Below are 22,339 nucleotides of genomic sequence, written 5' to 3' on the forward strand. Positions count from 1 at the left end.
CGCCTGGCTCCCGTCATGGGCGACATGTGTTCGTCCATTACGGGAAGTATCATGCGCAAATTTCTCATTTCATTTGTTTCTCTATCCGCTCTCGCCATTGCCGCGCCTGCCTTGGCGCAGGATACGCCGTCAGGTGCCGAACTCGAAGAGGCAGCCGAGGACGAGCTGATCGTCGTCGCCACCGGCTTACCCGATGCCGCCGACCGTACCGGGCAGGCGATCACCGTTCTGACCCGAGAGGTGCTGGATTCTGTCCAGGGCCCTGACCTGTCGCGTGCCCTGCGGCGGCTGCCGGGTGTCACGCTGACCCGCAACGGTGGGCTGGGTGGCTTCACCGGCGTCAGAGTGCGCGGGGCCGGGGCGGAACAGGTGCTGGTGCTGGTCGACGGCGTACGGGTGAATGACGTCTCCAGCCCCGGCGGCGGCTATGATTTCGGCGGATTGATGGGCGGAGCGGTCGAAAGCGTCGAATTGCTGCGCGGATCAAGCTCCGTGATCTGGGGTTCCGATGCGCTTGGCGGGGTGATGAACCTGACCACGAGGCGCGCTGCGGGCCTCGAAGCCGATGCGGAATATGGCGGCGACGAGCGGTACAGCGGCAATCTGGCCTATGGCATCGACCACGGCGCGCTCTCGGCAACATTTGGCGGAGGCTATGTCAATGAAGCAGGCTCTTCTTCCGCCGCTGCGGGAACGGAGGCAGATGGCTTCCGCCAGTACAACGCCACGGGACGCTTGGACGTAAGACTCGGCGGCGGCGTTTCGCTAAACGCTAATGGCCGTTATGCCCATTCGGAACTTGAGATCGATGGCTTCCCTGCGCCAGCCTTCACCTTTGCCGATACGCTCGAGCGGCAGGACCAGCGCGAGATTTCGGGCCGCATCGGCGCGGATTATCTTGGCAAAGCGCTGACGCTGCGCAGCGGAATTGCTCTTTCCGACATCAGCCGCGACCTTGTCGACGAAGCGGTCGGACCGGAACCGTATTACCGGACCGATGGACGGTCCATTCGCGCGGAAACCTTCGGCCGCCTCAGTTTGCCCGGACCATTCGCGCTCGATTTCGGCGGCGATTACGAGTGGACCGACTTTCGTGCCGATGACGGTTTCGCTGCCACCGAAGGCTCTGCCGAGTTGCGCAGCCTGCATGCGCTGGTCGGCCATTACGGAGCGCGCCTGACCATCGCCGGCGGCGCGCGCTACGACGATCATTCGCGCTTCGGCGGAGAATGGAGCCTTGGCGCCAATGCGGCCTACTCCATCGCACCTGATCTTCGCGTTCGTGCATCCTATGGCGAGGGATTCAAGGTGCCCACGCTGTTCCAGTTGCTGTCCGACTTAGGCAATCGCGCCTTGCAGCCCGAACGCAGCACATCCTACGATGCTGGGCTGGAATACGGAGCGCATGATGAGGCGTTCTTCGCCGCGATCACAGCCTTCCGCCGCGACAGCAAGGATCTGATCGACTTCGTTTCCTGTTTCGGTTCCGCCGCGCCGATCTGCGTCGACCGTCCCTTCGGCACATACGACAATATCGGTGAAGCACGGGCGCAGGGCGTGGAGGTGGAAGGCAGCATCGCACCGGACGCAAATACCCGCTTCGGCCTCGTCTACGCCTATATCGACATGGAAAACCGCACCCCGGACAGCAGCGCATTCGGTAACGAACTGGCCCGGAGACCCATGCACGCGCTGACCGTCAGTGCCGATTGGCAGACGCCGCTCGGGCTGGTGCTGGGCGGGGACATCCGGCTGGTCGGTGACAGCTTCGACGATGCGGGCAATCTCGTCCCGCTGGACGGCTATGCACTGGCCGACATTCGCGCCAGCCTGCCCTTCGGCGACAGTTTCGAACTGTTCGGCAGGGTAGAGAATGTCACCGATGCGGATTATGTCGAGGTAGCAGGCTACGCGACGCAGGGGCGGGCCGCCTATGTCGGTGCGCGGTTGCGGTTATGAGGCACGCCGCCGCCCTCATCCTCGCCGCGCTGACGGTGCAGATCGCTGCCTGTGCGCCGCCCGATGCGGCCGCTACGGCACCTGGCCTCTCACGCACCCCGGCGCAGGCGGCAGAAGCTGCACCGCCCCTGCCGACAATCGTCAGCCTCAATCCCTGCACGGACGCGATCCTCGCGGAAGTGGCGGATCCGGCGCAACTGCTTGCCATTTCGCATTACAGCCACGATCCCCGGGCGACGTCGATGGATCTGCCTGTGGCGATGCGTTTCCCCGCAACCGGCGGTACGGTCGAGGAGGTGCTGGCGCTGGACCCCGACATCGTTGTCGCCGGTGCCTTCCTGCCTCCCGCGGCTCGCGCCGCGTTCAACAATCTCGGTATCCGCGTCGAGACTTTCGGCATCGCTAGCAGCGTGGCCGAGAGCTTGGCGCAGGTGCGCGATGTGGCGAATGTTGCAGGGCACGGAGAGGATGGAGAGAGGCTCGCCGCCCGCATCGAGAACGTTCTCACCGCCGCCGAACCGGCCAAGGATCAGCCGCCCGTACGAACGATCCTGTGGCAGCCGGGCGGCATCGTACCGGGCGACAATGCGCTGGTCAGCGAATTGATGCGGCGCACCGGCTTTACCAGCTACAGCGCGGAGCAAGGCATGGGGCAGGCCGATTACCTGCCGCTCGAGCGCCTGCTTGCCGATCCGCCGGATCTGGTGCTTGTGGCGGGGCAGGAGCGAATGCAGCGGCATCCTTCGCTAGCGGAGATGGACAGCATGCACCACGCCCGTTTCGATCCTGCGCTACTGTACTGCGGCGGGCCAACCATCGTCCGGGCGGCTGGGCGGCTCGCAGCTATTCGTGCGGAGATGCCGGGCACATGACGCTGCCGGCCAAACCCGGTCTTTTGCACCGCCCCAATTTGCTGCTCGCCCTGCTGATTTGCGCGGCCCTTCCGCTGTCGCTGCTCGCTGGCCGGGTCTGGATCGATCCTGCCAGCACGCCGAACGCGTCGGTGATCCTCGCTGAACTGCGCCTGCCGCGCGGCCTGCTGGCGCTTGTGATCGGTGCCGGGCTGGGTGCTGCCGGGGCCGCCATGCAAGGCTACCTTCGCAACCCGCTGGCGGACCCGGGCCTGTTCGGCATCGCGCCGGGCGCAGCTTTGGGTGCCGTCATCTGCCTGTGGTTTGGCGCGGCCCTCCCTTTCGCCTCGACCGGCTTGCTGGTGCCGATCTTCGCCCTTGTCGGAGCGGGCGGGGCGATGGCACTGCTCTCGCTCATCGCCGGGCGCACGGGAGGCATCGCCCTGTTCACGCTGGCGGGCATGATGATCGCCAGCCTTGCGGGAGCGCTGACAAGCCTTGCCATCAGCCTTGCGCCCAACGCCTTCGCCATGTCGGAGATCGTCAGTTGGCTGATGGGCGCGCTGACCGATCGCAGCTGGGGTGATTTCTGGATCGCCCTGCCGCTGACGGTGGTGGGGATCGCGTGTCTGATCCTCGCCGGAAAGGGGCTGGACGCGCTCATCCTCGGGGAAGCGGCTGCCAGGTCGATGGGCATGAATCCGGCGCGATTGCAGGCGCTGCTGATCGTTGGTGTCGGCCTGACCGTCGGCAGCGGAGTGGCGGTGGCGGGCATCGTCGGCTTCGTCGGGCTGATCGTGCCGCATCTGGTTCGCCCGCTGACCGATCAGAAGCCGTCCAGCCTGATCGTGCCGAGCGCGCTTGCCGGTGCGCTGCTGGTGCTGGTGGCGGATAGCATCTGCCGCATCCTGCCGCTTGTGACGGAGTTGCGGCTCGGCATCGCGCTCAGCCTGATCGGCGCGCCTTTCTTCCTGTGGCTGCTGCTGCAGATGCGCAGGCGGCTGACATGAGCGCGTCGCTCGGACTGGAAGCCGCGGGCCTTTCAGTCACGCGCGGCGGACGGCGCGTCCTCGACGATGTATCGCTGCGGTTGGAACAGGGCACGATCACAGCCATTTGCGGCCCGAATGGCGCGGGAAAATCGACGCTTCTCGAAGCCCTGGCAGGGCTGAACAGGCCAGCAAGCGGCAACGTCCTGCTTGGCGGCAGGGCGCTTGCCGATATCGCTGCTCTGGAACGCGCCCGGCGTGTCGGGTATCTGCCGCAAGCTGCCGAGATCGCCTGGGACGTTGCGGTGCGCAACCTGGTCAAGCTGGGGCGCATGCCGCACCGTGATGCCGATCACCCCGCCGGACAAGGGGCCGTTCACCAGGCTATGAAGGCACTGGATCTGCTGCCCTTCGCCGACCGGCCAGTCTCGCAGCTTTCAGGTGGCGAACGCGCCCGTGCCTTGCTGGCGCGTGTGCTGGCGGGAACGCCTGCGTGGATATTGGCGGATGAACCGCTGGCGGCGCTGGACATTGCTCATCAGGACAGCCTCATCCGCCACCTCGGGCACGCCGCGCGGGGCGGGGCGGGGGTGGTGCTGGTTCTGCATGATTTGGCACTGGCGATGAACCATGCCGATCGCGTCGTGGTGCTCGATCAGGGACATGTGGCGGCAGATGGAGCCGGCGGGGTGGCTCTCGACCCTTCAATCATTCGCCGCGTCTGGGGCGTAGAATGCGAATGGCTGGGAAGCGAAGGCCGCTTCGCGCTGTCCAACGGACCTGCCCGATGACCCGCGAGGAACTGGAGGCGCGCTGGTTTTCGCTCACGCGGGAAGAATTGCCGGGCATGGCGCGCGAGCAGGGCTGGCCAGTTCATCTCGATCATTGTTTCCAGCGCATCCTGCTCGACAATGCAGTTGGCATGGCATGGCGCGATGTCATTCGCCCGCCTGCCTATCGCAACGCAAGCGACGAACAGCTCGCGAAAGCTGTCGCCCTCGGCGAAGCGGCGGCGAAAGGGGAGGAAGACCTCGCCGCTCTCAACCGCCGCTCGCTGGTCTGGCGGGGCAAATCATTGCCCCGCTGACCCGATTGGGAGTGTTCTACCTCAGCCGGTTTCGTCGGCGAGGTTCGGCTTCGGATCGTTACCGACCAGGCCGCGCGCTTCCAGCATCGGCTGCACGTCGGGCTGGCGTCCGGCGAAGTTCTCGAACATCTGGAGATAATCCATCGTCCCGCCGCGGCTGAGCACGGTTTCGCGGAAATGGTCGCCATTCGCGCGGGTCAGACCGCCATTGTTGCGGAACCACTGGCGGCTGTCGCGGTCCAGCATTTCCGTCCACAGATAGGAATAGTAGCCTGCCGAATAACCGGCGGGGCTGCTGAAGATGTGGCGGAAATAGGGGCTGCGATAGCGCGGCGGCACCAGTTCCGTTTCAAGGCCGAGCTCGCCCAGCGAACGCGCTTCGAATGCGCTCACTTCCTCCGGCGTGTCGATGGCAGCTGCCTCGGCCGCGCTGAGCGAATGCCACTTCATGTCGAGCAGCGCCGCCTCCATCGTTTCGCCCAGGGCATAACCCTGGTTGAATTGCGCGGCTTCCTCGATCTTGGTGATCAGTTCGGCCGGGATGGTTTCGCCCGTCTGGTAATGCTTGGCATAATTCGCCAGCACCTTGGGATCGGTCGCCCACATCTCGTTCACCTGGCTGGGGTATTCGACGAAGTCCCGCGCCGTGGCCGTGCCCGAAAGCGAGGCATAAGTCTGGTCCGCGAAGAAGCCGTGCAGCGCGTGGCCGAATTCGTGGAACATGGTCTGCACATTGTCGAAGCTGACCAGCTGCGGCTCGCCCTCGGGTGCCTCGGGGATGTTCAGCACATTGTAGATGACCGGCTTGGTGTCATACAGCTTGGACTGGTCGACGAAGTTCGACATCCACGCCCCGCCGCGCTTGCTGTCGCGCTGATAGGGGTCAAAATAGAACAGGCCCAGTTCCGATCCGTCGCGGTCGAACACGGTGTAGGTAGTGACGTCGGGATGATAGACCGGCAGGTCGGTGCGCTGTTCGAAATTCAGGCCGTAAAGCTGGTTGGCAGCGTAGAACACGCCGTTTTCTAGGACGTTCTCGACTTCGAAATAGGGCTTCACTGCGTTTTCATCGAGGTCGTAGCGCGCCTTGCGAACCTTTTCGGCGTACCGGTCCCAGTCCCAGGGCTGCACTTCGAAGTCGCCGCCTTCGGCACGGATGGCCGCGTTCAGCACCTCTGCCTCGCGCCGCTGGGTCGCGGCGAGAGCGGGGACCATGGCTTCCATGAAGTCGATGGCCGTGCGGGGGTTCTTCGCCATGCGGTCGTACATGACATAGCTTGCCCAGTCGGGCTGGCCGAACAGGGCGGCCTTGCGCGCCCGCAATGCGGAGATTTCCGCCACCATCGCGCGGGTGTCGTTGGCATCGCCGCGATTGGCGCGATTGATGCTGGCCATGAACAGAGCCTCACGCGCGTCGCGGTTCTCCATCTCAGGCAGCAGCGGCTGCTGCGTCGTGTTCTGCAGGGCGATCACGTACTTACCCGGCAATCCGCGTTCGGCAGCAGCCTTGGAGGCCGCCTCGATGGTTGCGGGCGACAGGCCCTGCAGCAGCGAGGCATCGTCGGCCACGAGCGCATTCTCATTCGTCGCCTTGGTCAGCAATTGCGAAAATTCGGTCGTCAGCGTCGACAGCCGCGAATTTATCTGTTTGACCTCGGCCTTCTGCGCCTCGTTCAGCATCGCGCCGGCATGGACCATCTGCTCGTAGGTTTCCTCCAGCAGCTTGGCATCTTCGGGCACCATCGCCATCGCGGCGCGATTGTCGTAAACCGCCTTGACCCGCTGGAAAAGCTGCGGGTTCAGCTGGATCGCGTCGGAATGCGCGGAGAGCGCAGGGCTGATCTCGGCATCGATCGCATCGAGCGTGTCGTTGGTGTTTGCGCCGGTCAGCGCGTAGAACACGGACGCGACGCGGTTCAGCATACGGCCCGATGTTTCAAGCGGTACGATGGTGTTGGCGAAAGTCGCGGGCGCGGGATTGTTCGCGATGGCCGCAACCTCGGCAGCGTGAATCTGCATCGCCTGCTCGAAAGCGGGGCGGAAATCGGCAGGCTGGATCTGGTTGAAGTCGGGCGCCAGGAAAGGCAGCGTGCTGTCGGCGGCGAAATAGCCGGTACCCGCAGGGATATCGGCGTTTTCGAAAGGCCCTGCCTCGGTGCCGGGCAGAACTTCATTCGTCTGGGCGGAGGCCATGTCCATGTCGTTCATCGTGGTGCATCCTCCGAGCAGCGCGCCAATTGCGGCTGCGGCCATATACTGGGCTTTCATATCGTCTCCGTCCAAGTCGTCATTATCGTTACAGTGCAAGACCTTAGCTGGGCGCGCATGTATGCACGCTGAAGTCGCGCAGATCCCGATTGCCCGATAAACGTCGAAAAGGCCAATCGGTTTCTTTTGTAACCGTCAGCCGGCGCCCGATCACTCAGGGCGGCTCATTGTGCCGGAAGGTCACGCCCTCCGCCCGCGTCAGCCTGCTGGCTCGCCGCGCTCGCTGCTTCGCCGAGCGCCTGCCTGTTCACGGTGACGATCTTGGGCCGCTCGCCGGGTTCCGGCACCACCAGCCAGAGCGAGCCCAGTTCGAAATAGCCGCCTTTGCCTTCCACCACCGCCATGTCGTCCAGATCGACGGTCTTCATCATGTCCAGAATGCCCGCGTCGAACACCTCGTCGAAAGCGGCATCGACGTCCGCCTGCGCGGTCAGTTCGCGGCGGTTGCCCTCGGCATCGATGTGGAGGACGGGAATGCCGACCTCGTGCAATATGGCTGCCTTGTCGCCGCGCCTTGCAGCGGTTCGGATTGTCTCCAGCGCAGCTTCGAACTGGCTGGGGGACGATCCCGTTGCGCAGGAGATCGCGCCGCCTTCTGCCCGGTCATTGGCCCGGTCGAAATCCGTATCGGGAGCGGCTCCGTTGGCGGCCTGTCTTTCCCAGACGAGAAGCAGGCAATCCTCCGCAGGGCTCTGGGTGGCAGAGGCGAGTATCGCATCCCGCGCCGATGTCGCCCGCTCGGGCGGAGTGGCGGGCGGCGCCTGTCCGCAGGCTGCGAGCAGCAAGGCTGGAAGAAGCGCCGGAAGACCATTCCGCCAGTTGGGCAGATGGGGGCGCGGTGGCTGCAGGCGATTTCTCATGATATCCTTTGTCGGCAAATTGTGAAGCGGGGCGGCGGATCGCGGAAAGCTGCGGCCGAATTGCTCGTGCCGCTCTTGAATCAACGCACGGAACCCGCCTGAGTTGCCCCGGATTGTTCGAAATCTGCCTCGTCGAAGGGCGCTTCCGACCCAGTCTCTCCGGGCAGTGAAATCTTGAGCACTGTCTCATAGGCTGAGCCCGCGTCGCGTAGATGGCTCTCGAACAGGGTCATTGCATCGACGGTGAAGGGTGAACTGCGCAGATTTCCCCATCGCGCCAGCCACTCTGCCGCATCGCCGCTCATGGTGTTCATCCGGGCGAGGGTGATATGCGGCGTGGATTTGCGTGTTTCCGGAGGCAGGCCGACAGACTGGCAAACGCGCTCTACCTTGTGCTGCAGGCGGTGCAATTCGGGGGAGGGGGCAAGTCCCGCCCACAGGGCGCGAACCGCTCCCTTGCGCGTAAAGAAGCCGGTGCCGGCAATCTGCAATTCGAAAGCCGGCATCGTGACATTCGTCAGCGCATCGGCAAGATCGTTGGCCTGCGGCGTTTCGCATTCACCGGCGAAGCGGAGGGTCAGGTGAAGCTGATCCTCATCCTGCCAACGCGCCGCGTCAACACCGTCCATCGTATCTATCAGGAGATCGCGGGTGGGCGGCGGAGGGCGTATGCCGATGAAGATCCTGTGCACTCTTGCGATACCTCGACTCAGGCTCTCGACCCAAGCCGCCCCTGCGATCAGGCCAGGCGGGGGTCTTCGTAATTGGCTTCCATGAAGATCGCCATGCGGCGTTCGCTGCGGTTCACGAGGCCGCCTGCCACCTGACCGCCGGCATGGGTATAGTCGAGTTCTCTTGCGATTCCGTCATAATCGCCTGCCTGGATTGCTGCGTTCAGGCGCGGGCTCTCACTTTCGCTGACATTGCCTTCACCGACATTGTAGACGAGATCGACCAGCGCATCGAATTCATGCTGGTGCAGGGCAAGCCCGCCGACCAGCCGTGCTACGGCGGCTTCTGCCTTGGCGAGGTCGGCTTCGAGGAAAGCGATGACCTGGTCATAGCTGATCCGCTGGCCGACCGACAGATTGTCGGCCGGCGTCACCAGATGGCCGACGCCTACTGTCGGGTACCCTGCGACGTCACGGTAGACGGTGAGGCGTACGCCTTCTTCCTGCACCAGCGCTTCCTTGAAGCTCTCGCTGGTTTTCATTAAGTGCGCGTTCTGGCGAAGATCCTGCACCATCGGCGCCGCATGAGCCGTCTGCTTCTGGCTCTCCGTCGGCTGGGTGGTGAAGGCAGCAAGGCCCATTGCCCCTGCCGACAGCGCCATGACGGCGGATTTCCGGCGACCAACGCCGCGAAGCTTGTCCGCAGGGCTTTTCCTACCCGAACTGCCTTTGCCGGCAACCGTAGCATCGCGCTGGATCGTAGCATCGCGCTGGATCCGCTCGCGGCCAGCATCGCGCGCCCGCAGCCGCAATTTGACGATCAGCGCCATGGCGCGGTCGAGGCCGGTCGGGGTCGAAAGCCCCGGCGCAGTTCGCATTTCCGGCATGTTGATGTTCAAAGTACTAATGGTTCTACCCCGTATCTGCTGATTTCCTGAAAGCCGCGATTTCGATCGCTGGTCTGCCAATCGGCGTTCTGGCCTCACTGGTCTTTGTGCGGCCCGGCATGTTCTGCCCCTCTGCCCAATCAACGGACAATGACGGCAATAGGTCCGGATTTCGTCCTGTCGGAGGACCGGCTGGCGGTTTCGCTCTACTGGAAATCGGAGGTCTTTTCGCATTTGTAAGAGCGCGCGGGACCAGCCGTTGCATAGCAAGGACGAACGATCCAGGCAGGCGCCGGATGTAAATATACCTTACATTTCAGCAACCTGCGGTTCAGAAAATCACGGTGTACGTCCGTGCGGATCCGCTCGCCACTCGCCGCCGCCGGGCGTCGCCTGCGGCCCTTCCGGTTGAAATGTCATGCCCAGCGCCCACATCGCGCGGAGCGCATTCGGCGCACTTGACCCAACCGAACATTTGCGGAACACGCCCTTCATGGCCTTAACCAAGATTTCCGTGCGCGGCGCGCGCGAACATAACCTCAAGGGCGTGGATATCGACCTGCCACGGGATGCGCTGATCGTCATCACCGGGCTTTCGGGATCGGGCAAATCCAGCCTCGCTTTCGACACGATCTATGCCGAAGGGCAGCGCCGCTATGTCGAAAGCCTGTCGGCCTACGCCCGGCAGTTCCTCGAGATGATGCAGAAGCCGGATGTCGAACATATCGACGGTTTAAGTCCTGCGATCAGCATCGAACAGAAGACCACCTCGCGCAATCCGCGCTCCACGGTGGCGACGGTCACCGAGATCTACGACTATATGCGCCTGCTCTGGGCGCGGGTCGGAATTCCCTATTCGCCCGTTACCGGTGAACCGATCGAGGCGCAGACCGTCTCCACCATGGTCGACCGGGTGATGGAGCTGCCCGAAGGCACGCGGCTCTATCTGCTCGCGCCGGTAGTGCGGGGCCGCAAGGGCGAATACCGCCGCGAACTGGCCGAATGGCAGAAAGCCGGCTTCACCCGCGTGCGCATCGATGGCGAACTCTATGCCATCGAGGAAGCGCCCGCTCTCGACAAGAAGTTCAAGCACGACATTGAAGTTGTCGTCGACCGGCTGGCGGTCAAAGACGGCATCCAGACCCGCCTGGCCGACAGTTTCGAAACCGCGCTGAAGCTGGCCGACGGCCTCGCCTATGCCGACCTGGCCGACGGCGTCGTGCCAGGACGCGTGGCAGACGGCGCAGGTGCCGACGGTGGGCAGATGAAAGGCGCAGGCCTTCCAGCGAACCGCATCGTCTTCTCCGAACGCTTCGCCTGCCCGGTGTCCGGCTTCACCATCGAGGAGATCGAACCGCGCCTGTTCTCCTTCAATGCGCCGCAGGGGGCCTGCCCCACTTGCGATGGGCTGGGCGAAAAAATGCTGTTCGACCCGCAGCTTGTCGTACCGAACGAAGCGCTCACCCTGAAGAAGGGCGCAGTGGTCCCATGGGCGAAGTCCAACCCGCCGTCGCCTTATTACATGCAGGTGCTCTCCAGCCTCGCCAGCGCCTATGATTTCGACCTGACCACCGCTTGGCAGGACCTGACGCAGGAGCAGCGCGACACCGTCCTGCACGGGACGAAGGGCAAACCCGTGCCGCTCACCTTCAAGGACGGGCGCAAGCAATATACGGTCAACAAGGCGTTCGAGGGCGTGATCGGCAATCTCAACCGCCGCATGCTGCAGACCGAAAGCGCCTGGATGCGCGAGGAGCTCGGCAAGTATCAGACCGCGCAGCCTTGCGAGACCTGCCACGGCGCCCGCCTCAAGCCCGAGGCGCTGGCGGTGAAGGTCGCGGGCGAGGATATCGCCGGCCCCACCCGCATGTCCGTCGCCGATGCGAAGGACTGGTTCCTCACCCTCGAACTCAAACTCACCAACCAGCAGCAGCAGATCGCCCGTGCCATCCTGAAGGAGATCAACGAACGGCTCGGCTTCCTCGACAATGTCGGGCTGGACTACCTCAACCTCAATCGCACCAGCGGCACGCTGTCGGGCGGCGAGAGCCAGCGCATCCGCCTCGCCAGCCAGATCGGCAGCGGCTTGTCGGGCGTGCTCTACGTGCTCGACGAACCCAGCATCGGCCTGCACCAGCGCGACAACGACCGCCTGCTCGAAACGCTGAAGCGCCTGCGCGACCTCGGCAATACCGTCATCGTGGTGGAGCATGACGAGGACGCGATCCGCACCGCCGATTACGTGGTCGACCTCGGCCCCGGCGCCGGCGTGCATGGCGGAGAGATCGTGGCCGAAGGCACACTGAAACAGGTGCTGAAATCCAAGAAGTCGCTCACCGCCCAATATCTGAACGGCACGCGCGAGATCGCCGTCCCCAAACAGCGCCGCAAGGGCAACGGCAAGAAGGTCACCGTCCACAACGCCCGCGCCAACAATCTGCAGAACGTCACCGCCAGCATCCCGCTCGGCACCTTTACCTGCATCACCGGCGTATCGGGCAGCGGCAAGTCCAGCTTCACCATCGACACGCTGCACGCAGGCGCGGCGCGGGCGCTGAACGGAGCGCGCGTGATCGCCGGAGCGCATGACAAGATCACCGGCCTCGAAAATTGCGACAAGGTGATCGAAATCGACCAGTCGCCCATCGGCCGCACTCCGCGTTCGAACCCGGCGACCTATACCGGCGCCTTCACCAATATCCGCGACTGGTTCGCGGGCCTGCCGGAATCCCAGGCGCGCGGATACAAGCCGGGGCGGTTCAGCTTCAATGTGAAGGGCGGCCGGTGCGAGGCGTGCCAGGGCGACGGGCTGATCAAGATCGAGATGCACTTCCTGCCCGACGTCTATGTCACCTGCGAACAATGCGATGGCAAGCGCTACAACCGCGAGACGCTGGAGGTGCGCTTCAAGGGCATGAGCATCGCCGACGTGCTCGACATGACGATCGAGGATGCGGAGGAGTTCTTCAAGGCCGTCCCCCCCATCCGCGACCGGATGGCGATGCTGAACGAGGTGGGGCTGGGCTACGTCAAGGTGGGCCAGCAGGCGACGACCCTGTCAGGGGGCGAGGCGCAGCGCGTGAAACTGGCGAAGGAACTCGCCCGCCGCAGCACGGGGCAGACGCTGTATATTCTGGACGAGCCGACGACGGGCCTGCATTTCGAGGATGTGCGGAAATTGCTCGAAGTCCTCCAGCGACTGGTGGACCAGGGCAATTCTGTGGTGGTGATCGAACATAATCTGGACGTGATCAAGGTCGCCGACTGGATCCTCGACCTCGGCCCCGGAGGCGGCGTCCGCGGCGGCGAGATCGTGGCCGAAGGCACCCCGGAGCAAGTGGCGAAAGAGCCGCGCAGCTACACGGGGCACTATCTTGCGCCGATGTTGGAGAGAGTGAGAGAACGAGAAGCAAGTTGATGCCACACCTCGCAGGAAGATCATTAGGATGCTAACGACTTTTCGACGATTTTCGATGCCTTTTCGAGCCAGTCCGAATTTATTACCTTACTAACGGAGGGCGATAAATTGTAGGCGCTAGTTGCAATTGAAGACAAAAGAACCGTCACTGTGATGATCTTTGCAGATGTTTTGAGTCCTTCTTTAACACCGGCGAAAGTAGATCCAATAAGGCCGCCAAACCCAATGTATATCGTTCCTATCAAGTTCTCTAGGGTTGACATGACCCCCAGCTTTCCTCCAGCTGGGATTAGAGCCGGACAGCTTTGTTGCGCATGAGCGCGGTTGAAGCAATGGGCTGCGTAGCGGAGCCCGTAGGGCGTAGCGAAGCAGGCCATTGCTTATCCAGTTCGGCGGCGAACGCCGCCGGTGTTGCGTAGCCGAGGGATGAATGCGGTCGCTCCCGATTGTAGTCATCTACCCAGGCAGCGATCTCGACACGTGCATGAGCCATGCTCAAGAACAGCGTCTCGTTGAGCAGTTCGTCCCGCATCCGGCCATTGAAGCTCTCGACATAGCCATTCTGCATCGGCCTTCCCGGCGCGATGTAATGCCACTCCACGCCGATCTCGCCGCACCATGCCAGCACCGCATTGCTGGTGAGTTCGGTCCCATTATCGCTGACGATCATGCCGGGCTTGCCACGCCGGGCGATCAGCTCGGTCAGTTCCCGCACCACGCGGCGACCGGAGATCGACGTGTCCGGCACCGCTACCAGGCACTCTCTGGTCACATCATCGACCACGTTGAGCACCCGGAACCGTCTGCCCGACGCCATCTGGTCATGAACGAAGTCGAGGCTCCACCGCTGGTTCGGCAGAGCCAAAACCGGAGCAGGAGCCCTCGTGCCGACAGCACGCCTGCGGCTGCGTCGTCGCCTCACTGCCAGCCCTTCCTCCTTGTAGAGCCTCTGGGTCTTCTTCCGATTGATCATGATCCCTTCCCGGCGCAGCAGGATATGCAAACGGCGATAGCCGAACCGGCGACGCTGGTTGGCCAGCTCGCGCAGCTTCTCACGCAGACCAGCGTTATCGTCCCGCGTGGAACGGTATCGCACGCTCTTGCGATCGGCATCCATGACACGGCACGCCCGCCGTTCGCTCATTCCGTGGCAGGCCTGGAGATGAGCAACAGCTTCCCGCTGCGCGGCGGGCGTCAAAACTTTTTTGCCAGAAGATCTTTCAGCGCAGCCTTGTCCAGCATCGCATCGGCCAGCAACCGCTTCAGCTTCGCGTTTTCGCTCTCCAGCTCCTTGAGCCGCCGGGCATCGGACACCTCCAGCCCGCCATACTTCGACTTCCAGTTGTAGATCGTCGCTTCCGACACTCCGTGCCGCCGAGCCAGGTCGGCGGTCTTCGCACCCGCCTCCGCTTCCTTCAACACGCCAATGATCTGCTCTTCGGTAAACCTCGTTCTCTTCATCTCGTCCGTCCTTCTGTCAGGGCCGGACTCTAATCCAACTTGGAGGAAAATCAGGGGGTCACGTCAGTGTTCGTAAACTAAGAGACATCCGCAACTCAGTGGCTGGAGCAATGCCTCAGGAGTTAAGTTGACTAAACGGCTGGTTGGATAGAACGACGACCATTCCGGTTTGCAGGTGGATCAAGTTGTTCGATTATGTACTCTTCTAGCGACGGCGCTTGATGCGCTTCGTGGACAGGAACGGTGTGCAGGATAGCCGGTACCTTAGTCCAAGACTCTGAGCCGGTTCGCGCGAGCTTGTTTATTTTTCCATCCCATTGAAAATACGTGTCTGCTCGCCGGCCAATCGTGCTGCCGCAAGATGCCTTACCAACGTAAAGCAGTGTGCCTCCCTCATCGAAGAACGCATAGCAACCAGCCTTTTCCGCAAATGGAAAAGATGTGCTCTGCCAACTTGCATGTAGATCATACGGCTCGCTGATTTCGAATTCTTGGATGTGATACCGCGCGCAATATTCGCGTACTGCGTTCTTCAGCTCTGCCAGAGTGGCCATAGCATTCCTCCTGTCCTACTTGCTGCGACTTGTATAACTGGTTCGGTTCCCCTGAACATACCTAGCAGGTGAACCATGACCGCTCTTGTCGCCCACGACACCTTCACCGCCACCACCACGCCAGCAAACCACACAATCCTCACTCCCGAGCGGCAGGCTGACTTCCTCACGAGTCTGCAACTCTACGGCAATGTGCGGCTCGCCTGCCGCGCGGCTTCGGTTTCGCCGCAGACGGCCTATCGGGCGCGGCGGCGGCTTGCCGGGTTTGCGAGGGGCTGGGATGCGGCTTTGCTCAGCGTGCGCGCTCATGCCGAGGAGGTGCTGGCGGACCGCGCGATCAACGGGGTGGAGGAGGCGGTGTTCTATCACGGGGAGGAGGTCGCGCGGCGGCGGCGGTTCGACTCCCGCCTGCTGCTCGCCCATCTGGCGCGGCTCGATCGGCTGGAAGCGCGGGACGATGTGGCCGCCACTCTCCCGCTGCTCGACGATCAGATCGACGCGCTGCGGCGCGGGGAGGATCTGCCGCAGGCGGCTCCGGAAAAAGAGGTTCAGGACCGTGTTCCACCCGTTCCATCCCGCTCCTGCGAAGATGCGGACATGGACGATGAAGGGGAGGGCTGGCCGGAAGATTGGCCGGAAGACTGGCCAGAAGATTGGCCGAAATACGGGGACGGCGAGTTCGAGAATTCCACCCCGTTAAGCCGTCGCCTGAACGCAATGGAATTCGCGCGCCCGTCCGGCGCTCTGCTGCCGCACCAGATGGGCGATGCGGACGAGGTCGAATATTGGCAGCTGGAGGCCTTCGAGGCCGGTCAGGAAGGCTGGTGGCTGGTCACCGGAGAAGAGGATTTCAACCCGCCGGAAGAAGCGGCCTGAGGGGGCGGTTCAGTCCAGCAGCGCCAGTTCCACATGGCCGTGGCCGCGCTGGACGATGCCGATGTTCTCGGCGGCGGAGCGGGACAGGTCGATGATGCGATTGCCATGGAACGGCCCGCGATCGTTGATCCGCACCGTGACGCTGCGGCCATTGGCGGGGTTGGTCACCTGCACCATCGATCCGAAGGGCAGGGTGCGATGCGCGGCGGTCAACTGGCCGGGGTCGAACCGCTCGCCGCTGGCCGTACGCCGCCCGGCGAAACGCGCCCCGTAATAGCTGGCGTTACCCGATCCGATGATGCGTGCGGCGGGCTCTTCCTCGACCGGCGGGTCGATCTGGGTGATGTCCACCACGTTGCCTGCAGGCTGCGGCGCGGGGGGCAGGGCGCGGAAACGGACGAACTCCGCCGTGAACTCGGCGGAAACGGCCTGCTGCGCCGCAACCGGCGCGCCGGAGAGATTGGGGAGGAGCAGCACGGCGGCAACGGTGGCGATGCGGCGGCTGGCTGTCCGGCTGAGCCGGGGACGGGCGAAAAGCTTGGGGCTGTTCATGAAGGGTGCTTTTACAGGGCGAACCTAAACAGCGGCAGTCCAGCCAAACCGCTCCGCCCCTGGAATCACTCAACCCGTCCCGAAAATGCGGGAACCTTTGTGCACAACCTAAGTTATAGCGCGAAACCGAAGGAGAGAATCGCCTAGCGACGGTCCCGCTGGGCCAGCAGCCTGAGGCGCAGGGCGTTCAGCTTGATGAACCCTTCCGCATCGCGCTGGTCATAGGCACCCTGATCGTCCTCGAAAGTGACATGCCGCTCCGAATAAAGGCTGTTGGGCGACTTGCGCCCGACGACGCTGACGCTGCCCTTGTACAGCTTGAGCCGGACCGTGCCGCTGACCTTCGCCTGGCTGTGATCGATGGCCGCCTGCAACATCTCGCGCTCGGGCGAAAACCAGAAGCCGTTGTAGATCATCTCGGCATAGCGGGGCATCAATTCGTCCTTCAGATGCGTCGCCCCGCGGTCGAGGGTGATCTGCTCGATCCCGCGATGCGCCCGGGCATAGATCTCCCCGCCGGGCGTTTCGTACATCCCGCGGCTCTTCATGCCGACAAAGCGGCCCTCGACCAGATCCAGCCGCCCGATACCGTGCCTGCGGCCAAGATCATTGAGAGTGGCAAGCAAGGTGGCCGGACTCATGCTCTCGCCGTTCAGGCCGACGCCGTCGCCTCGTTCGAAGTCGATGGTGATGTACTCCGCTTCCTCCGGCGCATCTTCGGGATCGACGGTGCGGGAATAGACATAATCCGGGGTCTCTTCCCACGGATCTTCCAGCACCTTCCCTTCGGAAGATGTGTGCAGCAGGTTAGCATCGGTGGAAAATGGGCTTTCGCCGCGCTTGTCCTTGGGAACTTCGATCTGGTGGCGTTCCGCCCATTCGATCAGCGCGGTGCGCGATGTCAGGTCCCATTCCCGCCATGGGGCAATGATACGGATGTCTGGGTTCAGGGCGTATGCGCTGAGTTCGAAACGGACCTGATCGTTGCCTTTGCCGGTCGCACCATGTGCGATGGCATCGGCACCGGTTTCGCGAGCGATCTCGATAAGCCGCTTGGAGATAAGCGGACGCGCAATGGATGTGCCCAGAAGGTAGTCACCTTCGTATCGCGCATTGGCCCGCATCATCGGAAAGACGAAGTCGCTGACGAACTCCTCCCGCAGATCGTCGATGTAGATGTGATCGTCCGGCACACCCATGGCGCTCGCCTTGCGCCGGGCAGGCTCGAGTTCTTCACCCTGCCCGAGATCGGCAGTAAAGGTAACTACTTCACAACCGTAAGTAACCTGAAGCCACTTTAGAATGACGCTCGTGTCCAGGCCTCCGGAGTAGGCAAGGACGACTTTCCTGATATCCGACATGCGCGATCCCGGTTGTAAGTTAATGGTGTCCGGGCGCGCCTATCAGCCGCGCAGGGGCATCGCAAACAAGAAGGGCTTGCCCGTGTGGAATGTCAGATGCCAGCGTACCATTGATAGCCGCGATCCTCCCAATAGCCGCCTTCGCCTCCGCCTATGCCGTCGAGGCTGGCGACTGCTTCGATGCCGGTCAGATATTTGGCATGTTTGTAACCGAGTTGCCGTTCGATACGCATCCTTAGGGGCGCGCCATTTCTGACAGGCAAGGGCTCGCCGTTCAACTGATGCGCGATGATGGTTTGCGGATGGTAGGCATCAAGTAGGTCGATGCTTTCGTAGTAGGCGCTGCCGTTCAGTTCGTCAGCGCAGCGGAACACGATGAAACGGGCGCTATTCTGCAATCCCGCTGCGTCGAGGATGAGAGACAAACGAGGGCCAGTCCATTGCCCTATGGCGCTCCACCCTTCAACGCAGTCGTGCCTCGTAATTTGTGTCCGCTGAGGCAGTCGGCGTATGTTATCGACACTGAAGCTGAGGGGATTATCAACAAGCCCACCGACGGTCAGACGCCAATCAGCGAAACCGTTTGCGGCAGATAGCGCATAGGAAGCCTGATCGGGCTGGGTTGTGCCATTTCCCCGAAAGAAGGGAGAAATGTCTGCGGGAGAATATTCTTTCACCAGTGCTGTCCGGCTGCGGAAAAGCTGTTGCGCCTTGCGGTGAAGATCTTCGGCTGCATCGAACACACTCGATCCGCCGCTGTCAGCCACTTTCGAGCAAGCCCCGACCATAGCCGCTCCCATTGCAAGCAGCATGTTTCTGCGGTGAAGACTCATTTCCGATCTCCGAGGATCATGGATCTTAGTTGCCCGAGTGGGCCGGACACGAAGACCAGCGCAACATGGAGGACGAAGAATGCGAAGAGCGCCCAGGCTGCCAAGAAATGGAGCGATCTTGCAGATTGTCGTCCACCCATCAGTTCGATCATCCAGCCCAGCGTAGGTTCCCAACCGGGGCTGATTGCCATTCCCGTAAAGATCATCAGCGGGAGCAGGATGACGTAGACCAGACCGTATGAAAGCTTCTGGAAGAAATTGTATTTGCCTTCCTCGGGATCGAATTTGAAGCGCAGATGATTTCGTACATCCTCTTTGATGGCTGTCCAGTTCCACTCCCTGCGGCGGATCGCGATGTCGCGGCGGAAGTGTCGATTGATCAGCATGCTGATCCAGATGAACAGCAGCCCGATTGCATACAGCCAGGCTGTGCTCAGATGCCAATCTCTTGCAGGAGCGAGACTGTAGTAGTCCGGGATCGTTGCCCAACCGGGAAACCGCATGACGGAAATCCATGCTTCTTCAGGCAAGAAGCCGGCATCACCCCAGTAAAGCCATGGATGAGCGTTGGAGATGTTCAGCCCCGACATGAACAAGATGACGAGGCAGCCAAAATTCATCCAGTGCCACAGCCGCGTCGACAGGCGGTGCCGTGGGCGTGCGTCTTCAGCAGAAGCGCGGGGCGGGGTGTCTTTACGATGAGTTTCGAGCGGCGCTTCCGCAGACGCTGTGTTCGTGCCCGGTGTCACTGCCGCAGCCCCTCTCGTGCCAGATAGATAACGTCGCGCGGCTGTGACAGCAGATGCTGTCCGCTGTCGACGAAGAGAGTTTCGCCGCTCTGCATGCAGCCTTCTGACAACCACAATGCCGCCTGCGCAATTTCTGCTGCTTCCGTCTTCCGCCTCAAGAGGTTCAGGCGGTGCGATACCTCCGTTTCCCGGGGAGCTTGGTCGTGACTGGGCAGAATTGCGCCAGGCGCTAGTCCATAGACGCGATCATCAGCATGCGCGTTTTCGTCCAGCGCCTGCATGCCCGTCGCAGCAGCCAGAGCATGCTTGCTGGCCGTGTAGGAGAAAAAATCGGGGTTCGTGTTTTCCAGTTTCTGGTCAGTGACGTTGATCACCACGCGTCCGGCTCTTGTCCGTCGATCTGAAAGGAAAACCTGCGCCATCGCAGCAGGCGAACGCGCGTTGACGGCCATGGAGCGGTCGAATACGTCCTCGTCGAGGCAATCGGCACCGTCCCGCCGAAAGATCGAAGCGCAATTGACCAGTACTCGCCAGTCGGGCGCCCGCTCCAGCAATTCGGCAACCATCGCTCGCGCGGCCGAAGTGTCTGCTAGGTCGCAGCGAACTGTTTCTGCCGATGGTAAGCTTGCGCGTAATTCCTGTGCTTCCTTGTGCGAGGTGCCATAGTGGATGATGACGTGCCAACCTGCATCAGCGAATTCTTGCGCGATTGCGGCGCCTATTCGGCGTGCTCCGCCGGTCACGAGAACGGATCTCCGGGTCACGCGTGGGGTCCTGCTAATGGCACGAACATTCACCCAACCTCTGCCGCCTCCCGGTCGCGTTGAGCACGGCTTTTCTTTTCGGCGGCGGTCTTCAACTGTCCGCAGGCTGCATCGATATCCCTGCCGCGCGGTGTGCGGATCGGAGCGCTGATCCCAGCATCGAACACGATGGCAGAGAAGCGCTTGATCCTTTCCGGCGTGGAGCATTCATACGGAGCGCCCGGCCATGGGTTGAATGGGATCAGGTTCACCTTGGCAGGCAGATCATATTCGCGGATCAGCCTTATCAGTTCCCGAGCATCGTCATCGCTGTCGTTCTTGTCCTTCAGCATGACATATTCGAAAGTGATGCGGCGCGCGTTGGAAGCGCTGGGATAGGCTGCACAGGCCGCGAGCAGTTCCTCGATGCCATATTTGCGATTGATCGGAACGATCTCGTCCCGCACATCCTTGGTCACGGCGTGTAGGGACACGGCGAGATTGACGCCAATTTCATCGCCGCACCGCGCCATCATGGGTACGACGCCGCTGGTCGATAGTGTGATGCGGCGTTTGGACAATGCCAAGCCGTCACCATCCATGACCAACTGCAGGGCGTCACGAACATTGTCGAAATTGTAGAGCGGTTCTCCCATCCCCATCATGACGATATTTGTCAGGCGTCTGCCAGCAGGATTATAGGATCCGTCATCACTCCCTTCAGGCTCTTGCGCCAGCTTCGCTGTGCCTTCCGGCCACTCGCTGAGGGCATCGCGAGCCAGCATCACCTGTCCCACAATCTCACCGGGCGTCAGGTTTCGGACCAAGCGCATGGTTCCCGTGTGGCAGAAGGTGCAGTTCAAAGTGCAGCCGACCTGGCTGGACACGCACAGAGTGCCGCGATCGTCGTCGGGGATGAAGACCATCTCGAACTCATGGCCATCAGGGGTCGACAACAGCCATTTGCGGGTGCCGTCTTCGGACAATTGCGCTTCGACCACATCAGGGCGGCCCACCACGAAACGTTCCTCTAGCCAGGGCCGCAACGTTTTCGCCATATCCGTCATCTGGTCGAACTCGCGTGCGCCGCGATGATACATCCAGTGGTAGATCTGCTTAGAGCGAAGGCGCGCCTGCTTCGGTTCCATTCCTGCTTCTTCGAAAAGATCCCGGATGCGAGTGCGCGCAAGTCCCGTCAGGTCTATCCGGCCATCGGGCCGCGGTGTGACGTCCCGGGCAACCGGGACGGGATCTATCTGGCCGGGTATCGGCATCAAAGCAGTGTGCGACATGGCCCTGATATAGAGTGTGAAGCGAGAAAGCGCAAAGCAGGAGAGGAAAAGTTGCGTGCCACGCGGCAGACATGATCGCTGCCAGTCGTTAATGTCTGCGCAAGAATGTGTTGCGGTTATGCACCATATATATCGTTGTGCTATGTTAATGAAACAAAGCACCCGACGATACCGTTTCACTGATCCACGACGCGGCGAACTTACATGCACGCCGGGTCGGCATGAACGGAGAAACTACCCAATGAAGTATACAGTTGCAATTCTCGCTGCCAGCTCGGTTGCCGCGCTCGCCTCCCCGGCGCTGGCGCAGGATACGAATGCTGCATTCACCGGACCCCGCGCCGAAGTTCTGGCGGGCTATGACAGCTCCACAGCAGGCTCCACGATCGATGACGACATCAACGTCGATAACGATCAGTCGATCGACGGCATCACCTACGGCGCGGCAATCGGTTACGACGTTGCCTTCGGCGGCGTGCTCGTCGGTGCTGAAGCCGAATATACCGGATCGACCGCAGACACTGAATTCGTCGACGGCGATTTCGAAGGTTTCGGCTTCGGCAATGTCGAGACCGGCCGTGACCTTTACGTCGGCGCCCGCGTCGGTGTGCTGGCGCAGCCCGACCTGCTGGTCTATGCGAAGGGCGGATATACCAACGCCAAGTACAATCTACGCAGCACCGATGGCACCCGCCAATTCGATCAGGACATCGATGCCGACGGCTATCGTATCGGTGCGGGCCTTGAATATGCCCTCAGCGGAAACAGCTACACCAAGATCGAATATCGCTATTCGAACTATGGCGAAGGCGAAATCGACTTTGACGCCGATGTGCCCGACACTGATCGATTCGATCTCGATACCGATCGTCATCAGGTCATGGTAGGTTTCGGCTACCGGTTCTGATTTAATCTAATTCACCACCAC

The 22,339-nt window shown here is 62.1% G+C and carries 20 protein-coding genes; 8 read left to right on the forward strand and 12 right to left on the reverse strand.

Features of this window, described 5'->3' with window-relative positions; all coding sequences use genetic code 11:
* The first annotated feature begins 51 nt into the window (after positions 1-51).
* Genes G7A66_RS07535 through G7A66_RS07555 form a run of 5 tightly spaced genes read left to right on the forward strand, consistent with a single transcriptional unit; the run spans position 52 to position 4,886 of the window.
* Positions 52-1,959 carry a TonB-dependent receptor plug domain-containing protein gene (locus G7A66_RS07535; protein WP_174295083.1) on the forward strand — a complete coding sequence of 636 codons (1,908 nt, stop codon included), beginning with the start codon at positions 52-54 and terminating at the stop codon, positions 1,957-1,959.
* Positions 1,956-2,831 (forward strand): ABC transporter substrate-binding protein, encoded by an 876-nt coding sequence (locus tag G7A66_RS07540; RefSeq protein ID WP_174295084.1) that lies wholly within the window; start codon positions 1,956-1,958, stop codon positions 2,829-2,831. Before G7A66_RS07535 ends, G7A66_RS07540 begins: the two co-directional genes overlap by 4 nt.
* Entirely contained in the window at positions 2,828-3,820 is a 993-nt protein-coding gene (locus G7A66_RS07545) for a FecCD family ABC transporter permease (protein WP_174295085.1), read from the forward strand. The genes G7A66_RS07540 and G7A66_RS07545 overlap by 4 nt, the downstream gene beginning before the upstream one ends.
* Positions 3,817-4,590, forward strand: coding sequence for an ABC transporter ATP-binding protein (locus tag G7A66_RS07550; protein WP_174295086.1), 774 nt, complete (start codon positions 3,817-3,819; stop codon positions 4,588-4,590). Before G7A66_RS07545 ends, G7A66_RS07550 begins: the two co-directional genes overlap by 4 nt.
* Positions 4,587-4,886, forward strand: a complete 300-nt coding sequence (locus tag G7A66_RS07555; protein ID WP_174295087.1) for a GCN5-related N-acetyltransferase — start codon at positions 4,587-4,589, stop codon at positions 4,884-4,886. Before G7A66_RS07550 ends, G7A66_RS07555 begins: the two co-directional genes overlap by 4 nt.
* A gap of 21 nt (positions 4,887-4,907) precedes the next feature.
* Here the strand turns inward: G7A66_RS07555 and G7A66_RS07560 are convergent, their stop codons facing one another.
* The 4 genes from G7A66_RS07560 to G7A66_RS07575 form a co-directional block, all read right to left on the reverse strand.
* Entirely contained in the window at positions 4,908-7,154 is a 2,247-nt protein-coding gene (locus tag G7A66_RS07560; RefSeq protein ID WP_174295088.1) for a M3 family metallopeptidase, read from the reverse strand.
* Between the two features lie 164 nt (positions 7,155-7,318).
* A complete protein-coding gene (locus G7A66_RS07565; protein WP_232366731.1) occupies positions 7,319-8,014 on the reverse strand; it encodes a hypothetical protein in 696 nt (231 codons plus the stop codon).
* Positions 8,015-8,094: 80 nt separating this feature from the next.
* Complete coding sequence (gene thpR, locus G7A66_RS07570; RefSeq protein ID WP_174295089.1) at positions 8,095-8,706, reverse strand: RNA 2',3'-cyclic phosphodiesterase; 612 nt, start codon at positions 8,704-8,706, stop codon at positions 8,095-8,097.
* A 47-nt stretch (positions 8,707-8,753) separates the two neighbouring features.
* Positions 8,754-9,572 carry a lysozyme gene (locus G7A66_RS07575; RefSeq protein WP_232366732.1) on the reverse strand — a complete coding sequence of 273 codons (819 nt, stop codon included), beginning with the start codon at positions 9,570-9,572 and terminating at the stop codon, positions 8,754-8,756.
* A 493-nt stretch (positions 9,573-10,065) separates the two neighbouring features.
* Here G7A66_RS07575 and uvrA point away from each other — a divergent pair, with 493 nt between their 5' ends.
* A complete protein-coding gene (gene uvrA, locus G7A66_RS07580) occupies positions 10,066-12,990 on the forward strand; it encodes an excinuclease ABC subunit UvrA (RefSeq protein ID WP_174295090.1) in 2,925 nt (974 codons plus the stop codon).
* A gap of 289 nt (positions 12,991-13,279) precedes the next feature.
* On the opposite strand, the gene G7A66_RS07585 is transcribed toward uvrA, so the two are convergent.
* Together G7A66_RS07585 and G7A66_RS07590 are read right to left on the reverse strand one after the other, a co-directional pair.
* Positions 13,280-14,451 (reverse strand): IS3 family transposase gene (locus G7A66_RS07585; RefSeq protein WP_174295091.1). Its coding sequence is split into 2 segments (ribosomal slippage): positions 13,280-14,199 and positions 14,199-14,451, totalling 1,173 coding nucleotides; the frame shifts between segments, so codons are not numbered across the junction.
* A gap of 131 nt (positions 14,452-14,582) precedes the next feature.
* A complete protein-coding gene (locus G7A66_RS07590; protein ID WP_174295092.1) occupies positions 14,583-15,005 on the reverse strand; it encodes a GIY-YIG nuclease family protein in 423 nt (140 codons plus the stop codon).
* 75 nt (positions 15,006-15,080) lie between these two features.
* On the opposite strand from G7A66_RS07590, the gene G7A66_RS07595 reads away from it, so the two are divergent.
* Positions 15,081-15,881, forward strand: a complete 801-nt coding sequence (locus tag G7A66_RS07595) for a hypothetical protein (protein ID WP_174295093.1) — start codon at positions 15,081-15,083, stop codon at positions 15,879-15,881.
* A gap of 9 nt (positions 15,882-15,890) precedes the next feature.
* Here the strand turns inward: G7A66_RS07595 and G7A66_RS07600 are convergent, their stop codons facing one another.
* The 6 genes from G7A66_RS07600 to rlmN form a co-directional block, all read right to left on the reverse strand.
* Entirely contained in the window at positions 15,891-16,433 is a 543-nt protein-coding gene (locus G7A66_RS07600) for a septal ring lytic transglycosylase RlpA family protein (RefSeq protein ID WP_174295094.1), read from the reverse strand.
* Between the two features lie 143 nt (positions 16,434-16,576).
* A complete protein-coding gene (locus G7A66_RS07605) occupies positions 16,577-17,794 on the reverse strand; it encodes an argininosuccinate synthase (protein ID WP_174295095.1) in 1,218 nt (405 codons plus the stop codon).
* Positions 17,795-17,886: 92 nt separating this feature from the next.
* A complete protein-coding gene (locus tag G7A66_RS07610) occupies positions 17,887-18,627 on the reverse strand; it encodes a molybdopterin-dependent oxidoreductase (RefSeq protein WP_174295096.1) in 741 nt (246 codons plus the stop codon).
* Positions 18,624-19,271, reverse strand: coding sequence for a cytochrome b/b6 domain-containing protein (locus G7A66_RS07615; protein WP_269748178.1), 648 nt, complete (start codon positions 19,269-19,271; stop codon positions 18,624-18,626). The genes G7A66_RS07610 and G7A66_RS07615 overlap by 4 nt, the downstream gene beginning before the upstream one ends.
* A 101-nt stretch (positions 19,272-19,372) precedes the next feature.
* Entirely contained in the window at positions 19,373-20,140 is a 768-nt protein-coding gene (locus G7A66_RS07620; protein WP_332310516.1) for an SDR family oxidoreductase, read from the reverse strand.
* A gap of 29 nt (positions 20,141-20,169) precedes the next feature.
* Positions 20,170-21,411 carry a 23S rRNA (adenine(2503)-C(2))-methyltransferase RlmN gene (rlmN, locus tag G7A66_RS07625; RefSeq protein WP_174295097.1) on the reverse strand — a complete coding sequence of 414 codons (1,242 nt, stop codon included), beginning with the start codon at positions 21,409-21,411 and terminating at the stop codon, positions 20,170-20,172.
* A gap of 241 nt (positions 21,412-21,652) precedes the next feature.
* Between rlmN and G7A66_RS07630 the strand changes: the two genes are divergently transcribed.
* Positions 21,653-22,318: an outer membrane protein gene (locus G7A66_RS07630; protein ID WP_174295098.1), complete on the forward strand. Its 666-nt coding sequence runs from the start codon at positions 21,653-21,655 to the stop codon at positions 22,316-22,318.
* Positions 22,319-22,339 lie beyond the last annotated feature (21 nt).

Source organism: Alteripontixanthobacter muriae (assembly GCF_013336795.1).
GTDB classification, from domain to species: Bacteria; Pseudomonadota; Alphaproteobacteria; order Sphingomonadales; family Sphingomonadaceae; genus Pseudopontixanthobacter; species Pseudopontixanthobacter muriae.

Coding starts and splice junctions, on each gene's coding strand:
- G7A66_RS07535 (WP_174295083.1), top strand. CDS start 52: ATGCGCAAATTTCTCATTTCATTTGTTTCTCTATCCGCTCTCGCCATT.
- G7A66_RS07540 (WP_174295084.1), top strand. CDS start 1,956: ATGAGGCACGCCGCCGCCCTCATCCTCGCCGCGCTGACGGTGCAGATC.
- G7A66_RS07545 (WP_174295085.1), top strand. CDS start 2,828: ATGACGCTGCCGGCCAAACCCGGTCTTTTGCACCGCCCCAATTTGCTG.
- G7A66_RS07550 (WP_174295086.1), top strand. CDS start 3,817: ATGAGCGCGTCGCTCGGACTGGAAGCCGCGGGCCTTTCAGTCACGCGC.
- G7A66_RS07555 (WP_174295087.1), top strand. CDS start 4,587: ATGACCCGCGAGGAACTGGAGGCGCGCTGGTTTTCGCTCACGCGGGAA.
- G7A66_RS07560 (WP_174295088.1), bottom strand. CDS start 7,154: ATGAAAGCCCAGTATATGGCCGCAGCCGCAATTGGCGCGCTGCTCGGA.
- G7A66_RS07565 (WP_232366731.1), bottom strand. CDS start 8,014: ATGAGAAATCGCCTGCAGCCACCGCGCCCCCATCTGCCCAACTGGCGG.
- G7A66_RS07575 (WP_232366732.1), bottom strand. CDS start 9,572: ATGCCGGAAATGCGAACTGCGCCGGGGCTTTCGACCCCGACCGGCCTC.
- uvrA (WP_174295090.1), top strand. CDS start 10,066: ATGGCCTTAACCAAGATTTCCGTGCGCGGCGCGCGCGAACATAACCTC.
- G7A66_RS07590 (WP_174295092.1), bottom strand. CDS start 15,005: ATGGCCACTCTGGCAGAGCTGAAGAACGCAGTACGCGAATATTGCGCG.
- G7A66_RS07595 (WP_174295093.1), top strand. CDS start 15,081: ATGACCGCTCTTGTCGCCCACGACACCTTCACCGCCACCACCACGCCA.
- G7A66_RS07600 (WP_174295094.1), bottom strand. CDS start 16,433: ATGAACAGCCCCAAGCTTTTCGCCCGTCCCCGGCTCAGCCGGACAGCC.
- G7A66_RS07605 (WP_174295095.1), bottom strand. CDS start 17,794: ATGTCGGATATCAGGAAAGTCGTCCTTGCCTACTCCGGAGGCCTGGAC.
- G7A66_RS07610 (WP_174295096.1), bottom strand. CDS start 18,627: ATGAGTCTTCACCGCAGAAACATGCTGCTTGCAATGGGAGCGGCTATG.
- rlmN (WP_174295097.1), bottom strand. CDS start 21,411: ATGTCGCACACTGCTTTGATGCCGATACCCGGCCAGATAGATCCCGTC.
- G7A66_RS07630 (WP_174295098.1), top strand. CDS start 21,653: ATGAAGTATACAGTTGCAATTCTCGCTGCCAGCTCGGTTGCCGCGCTC.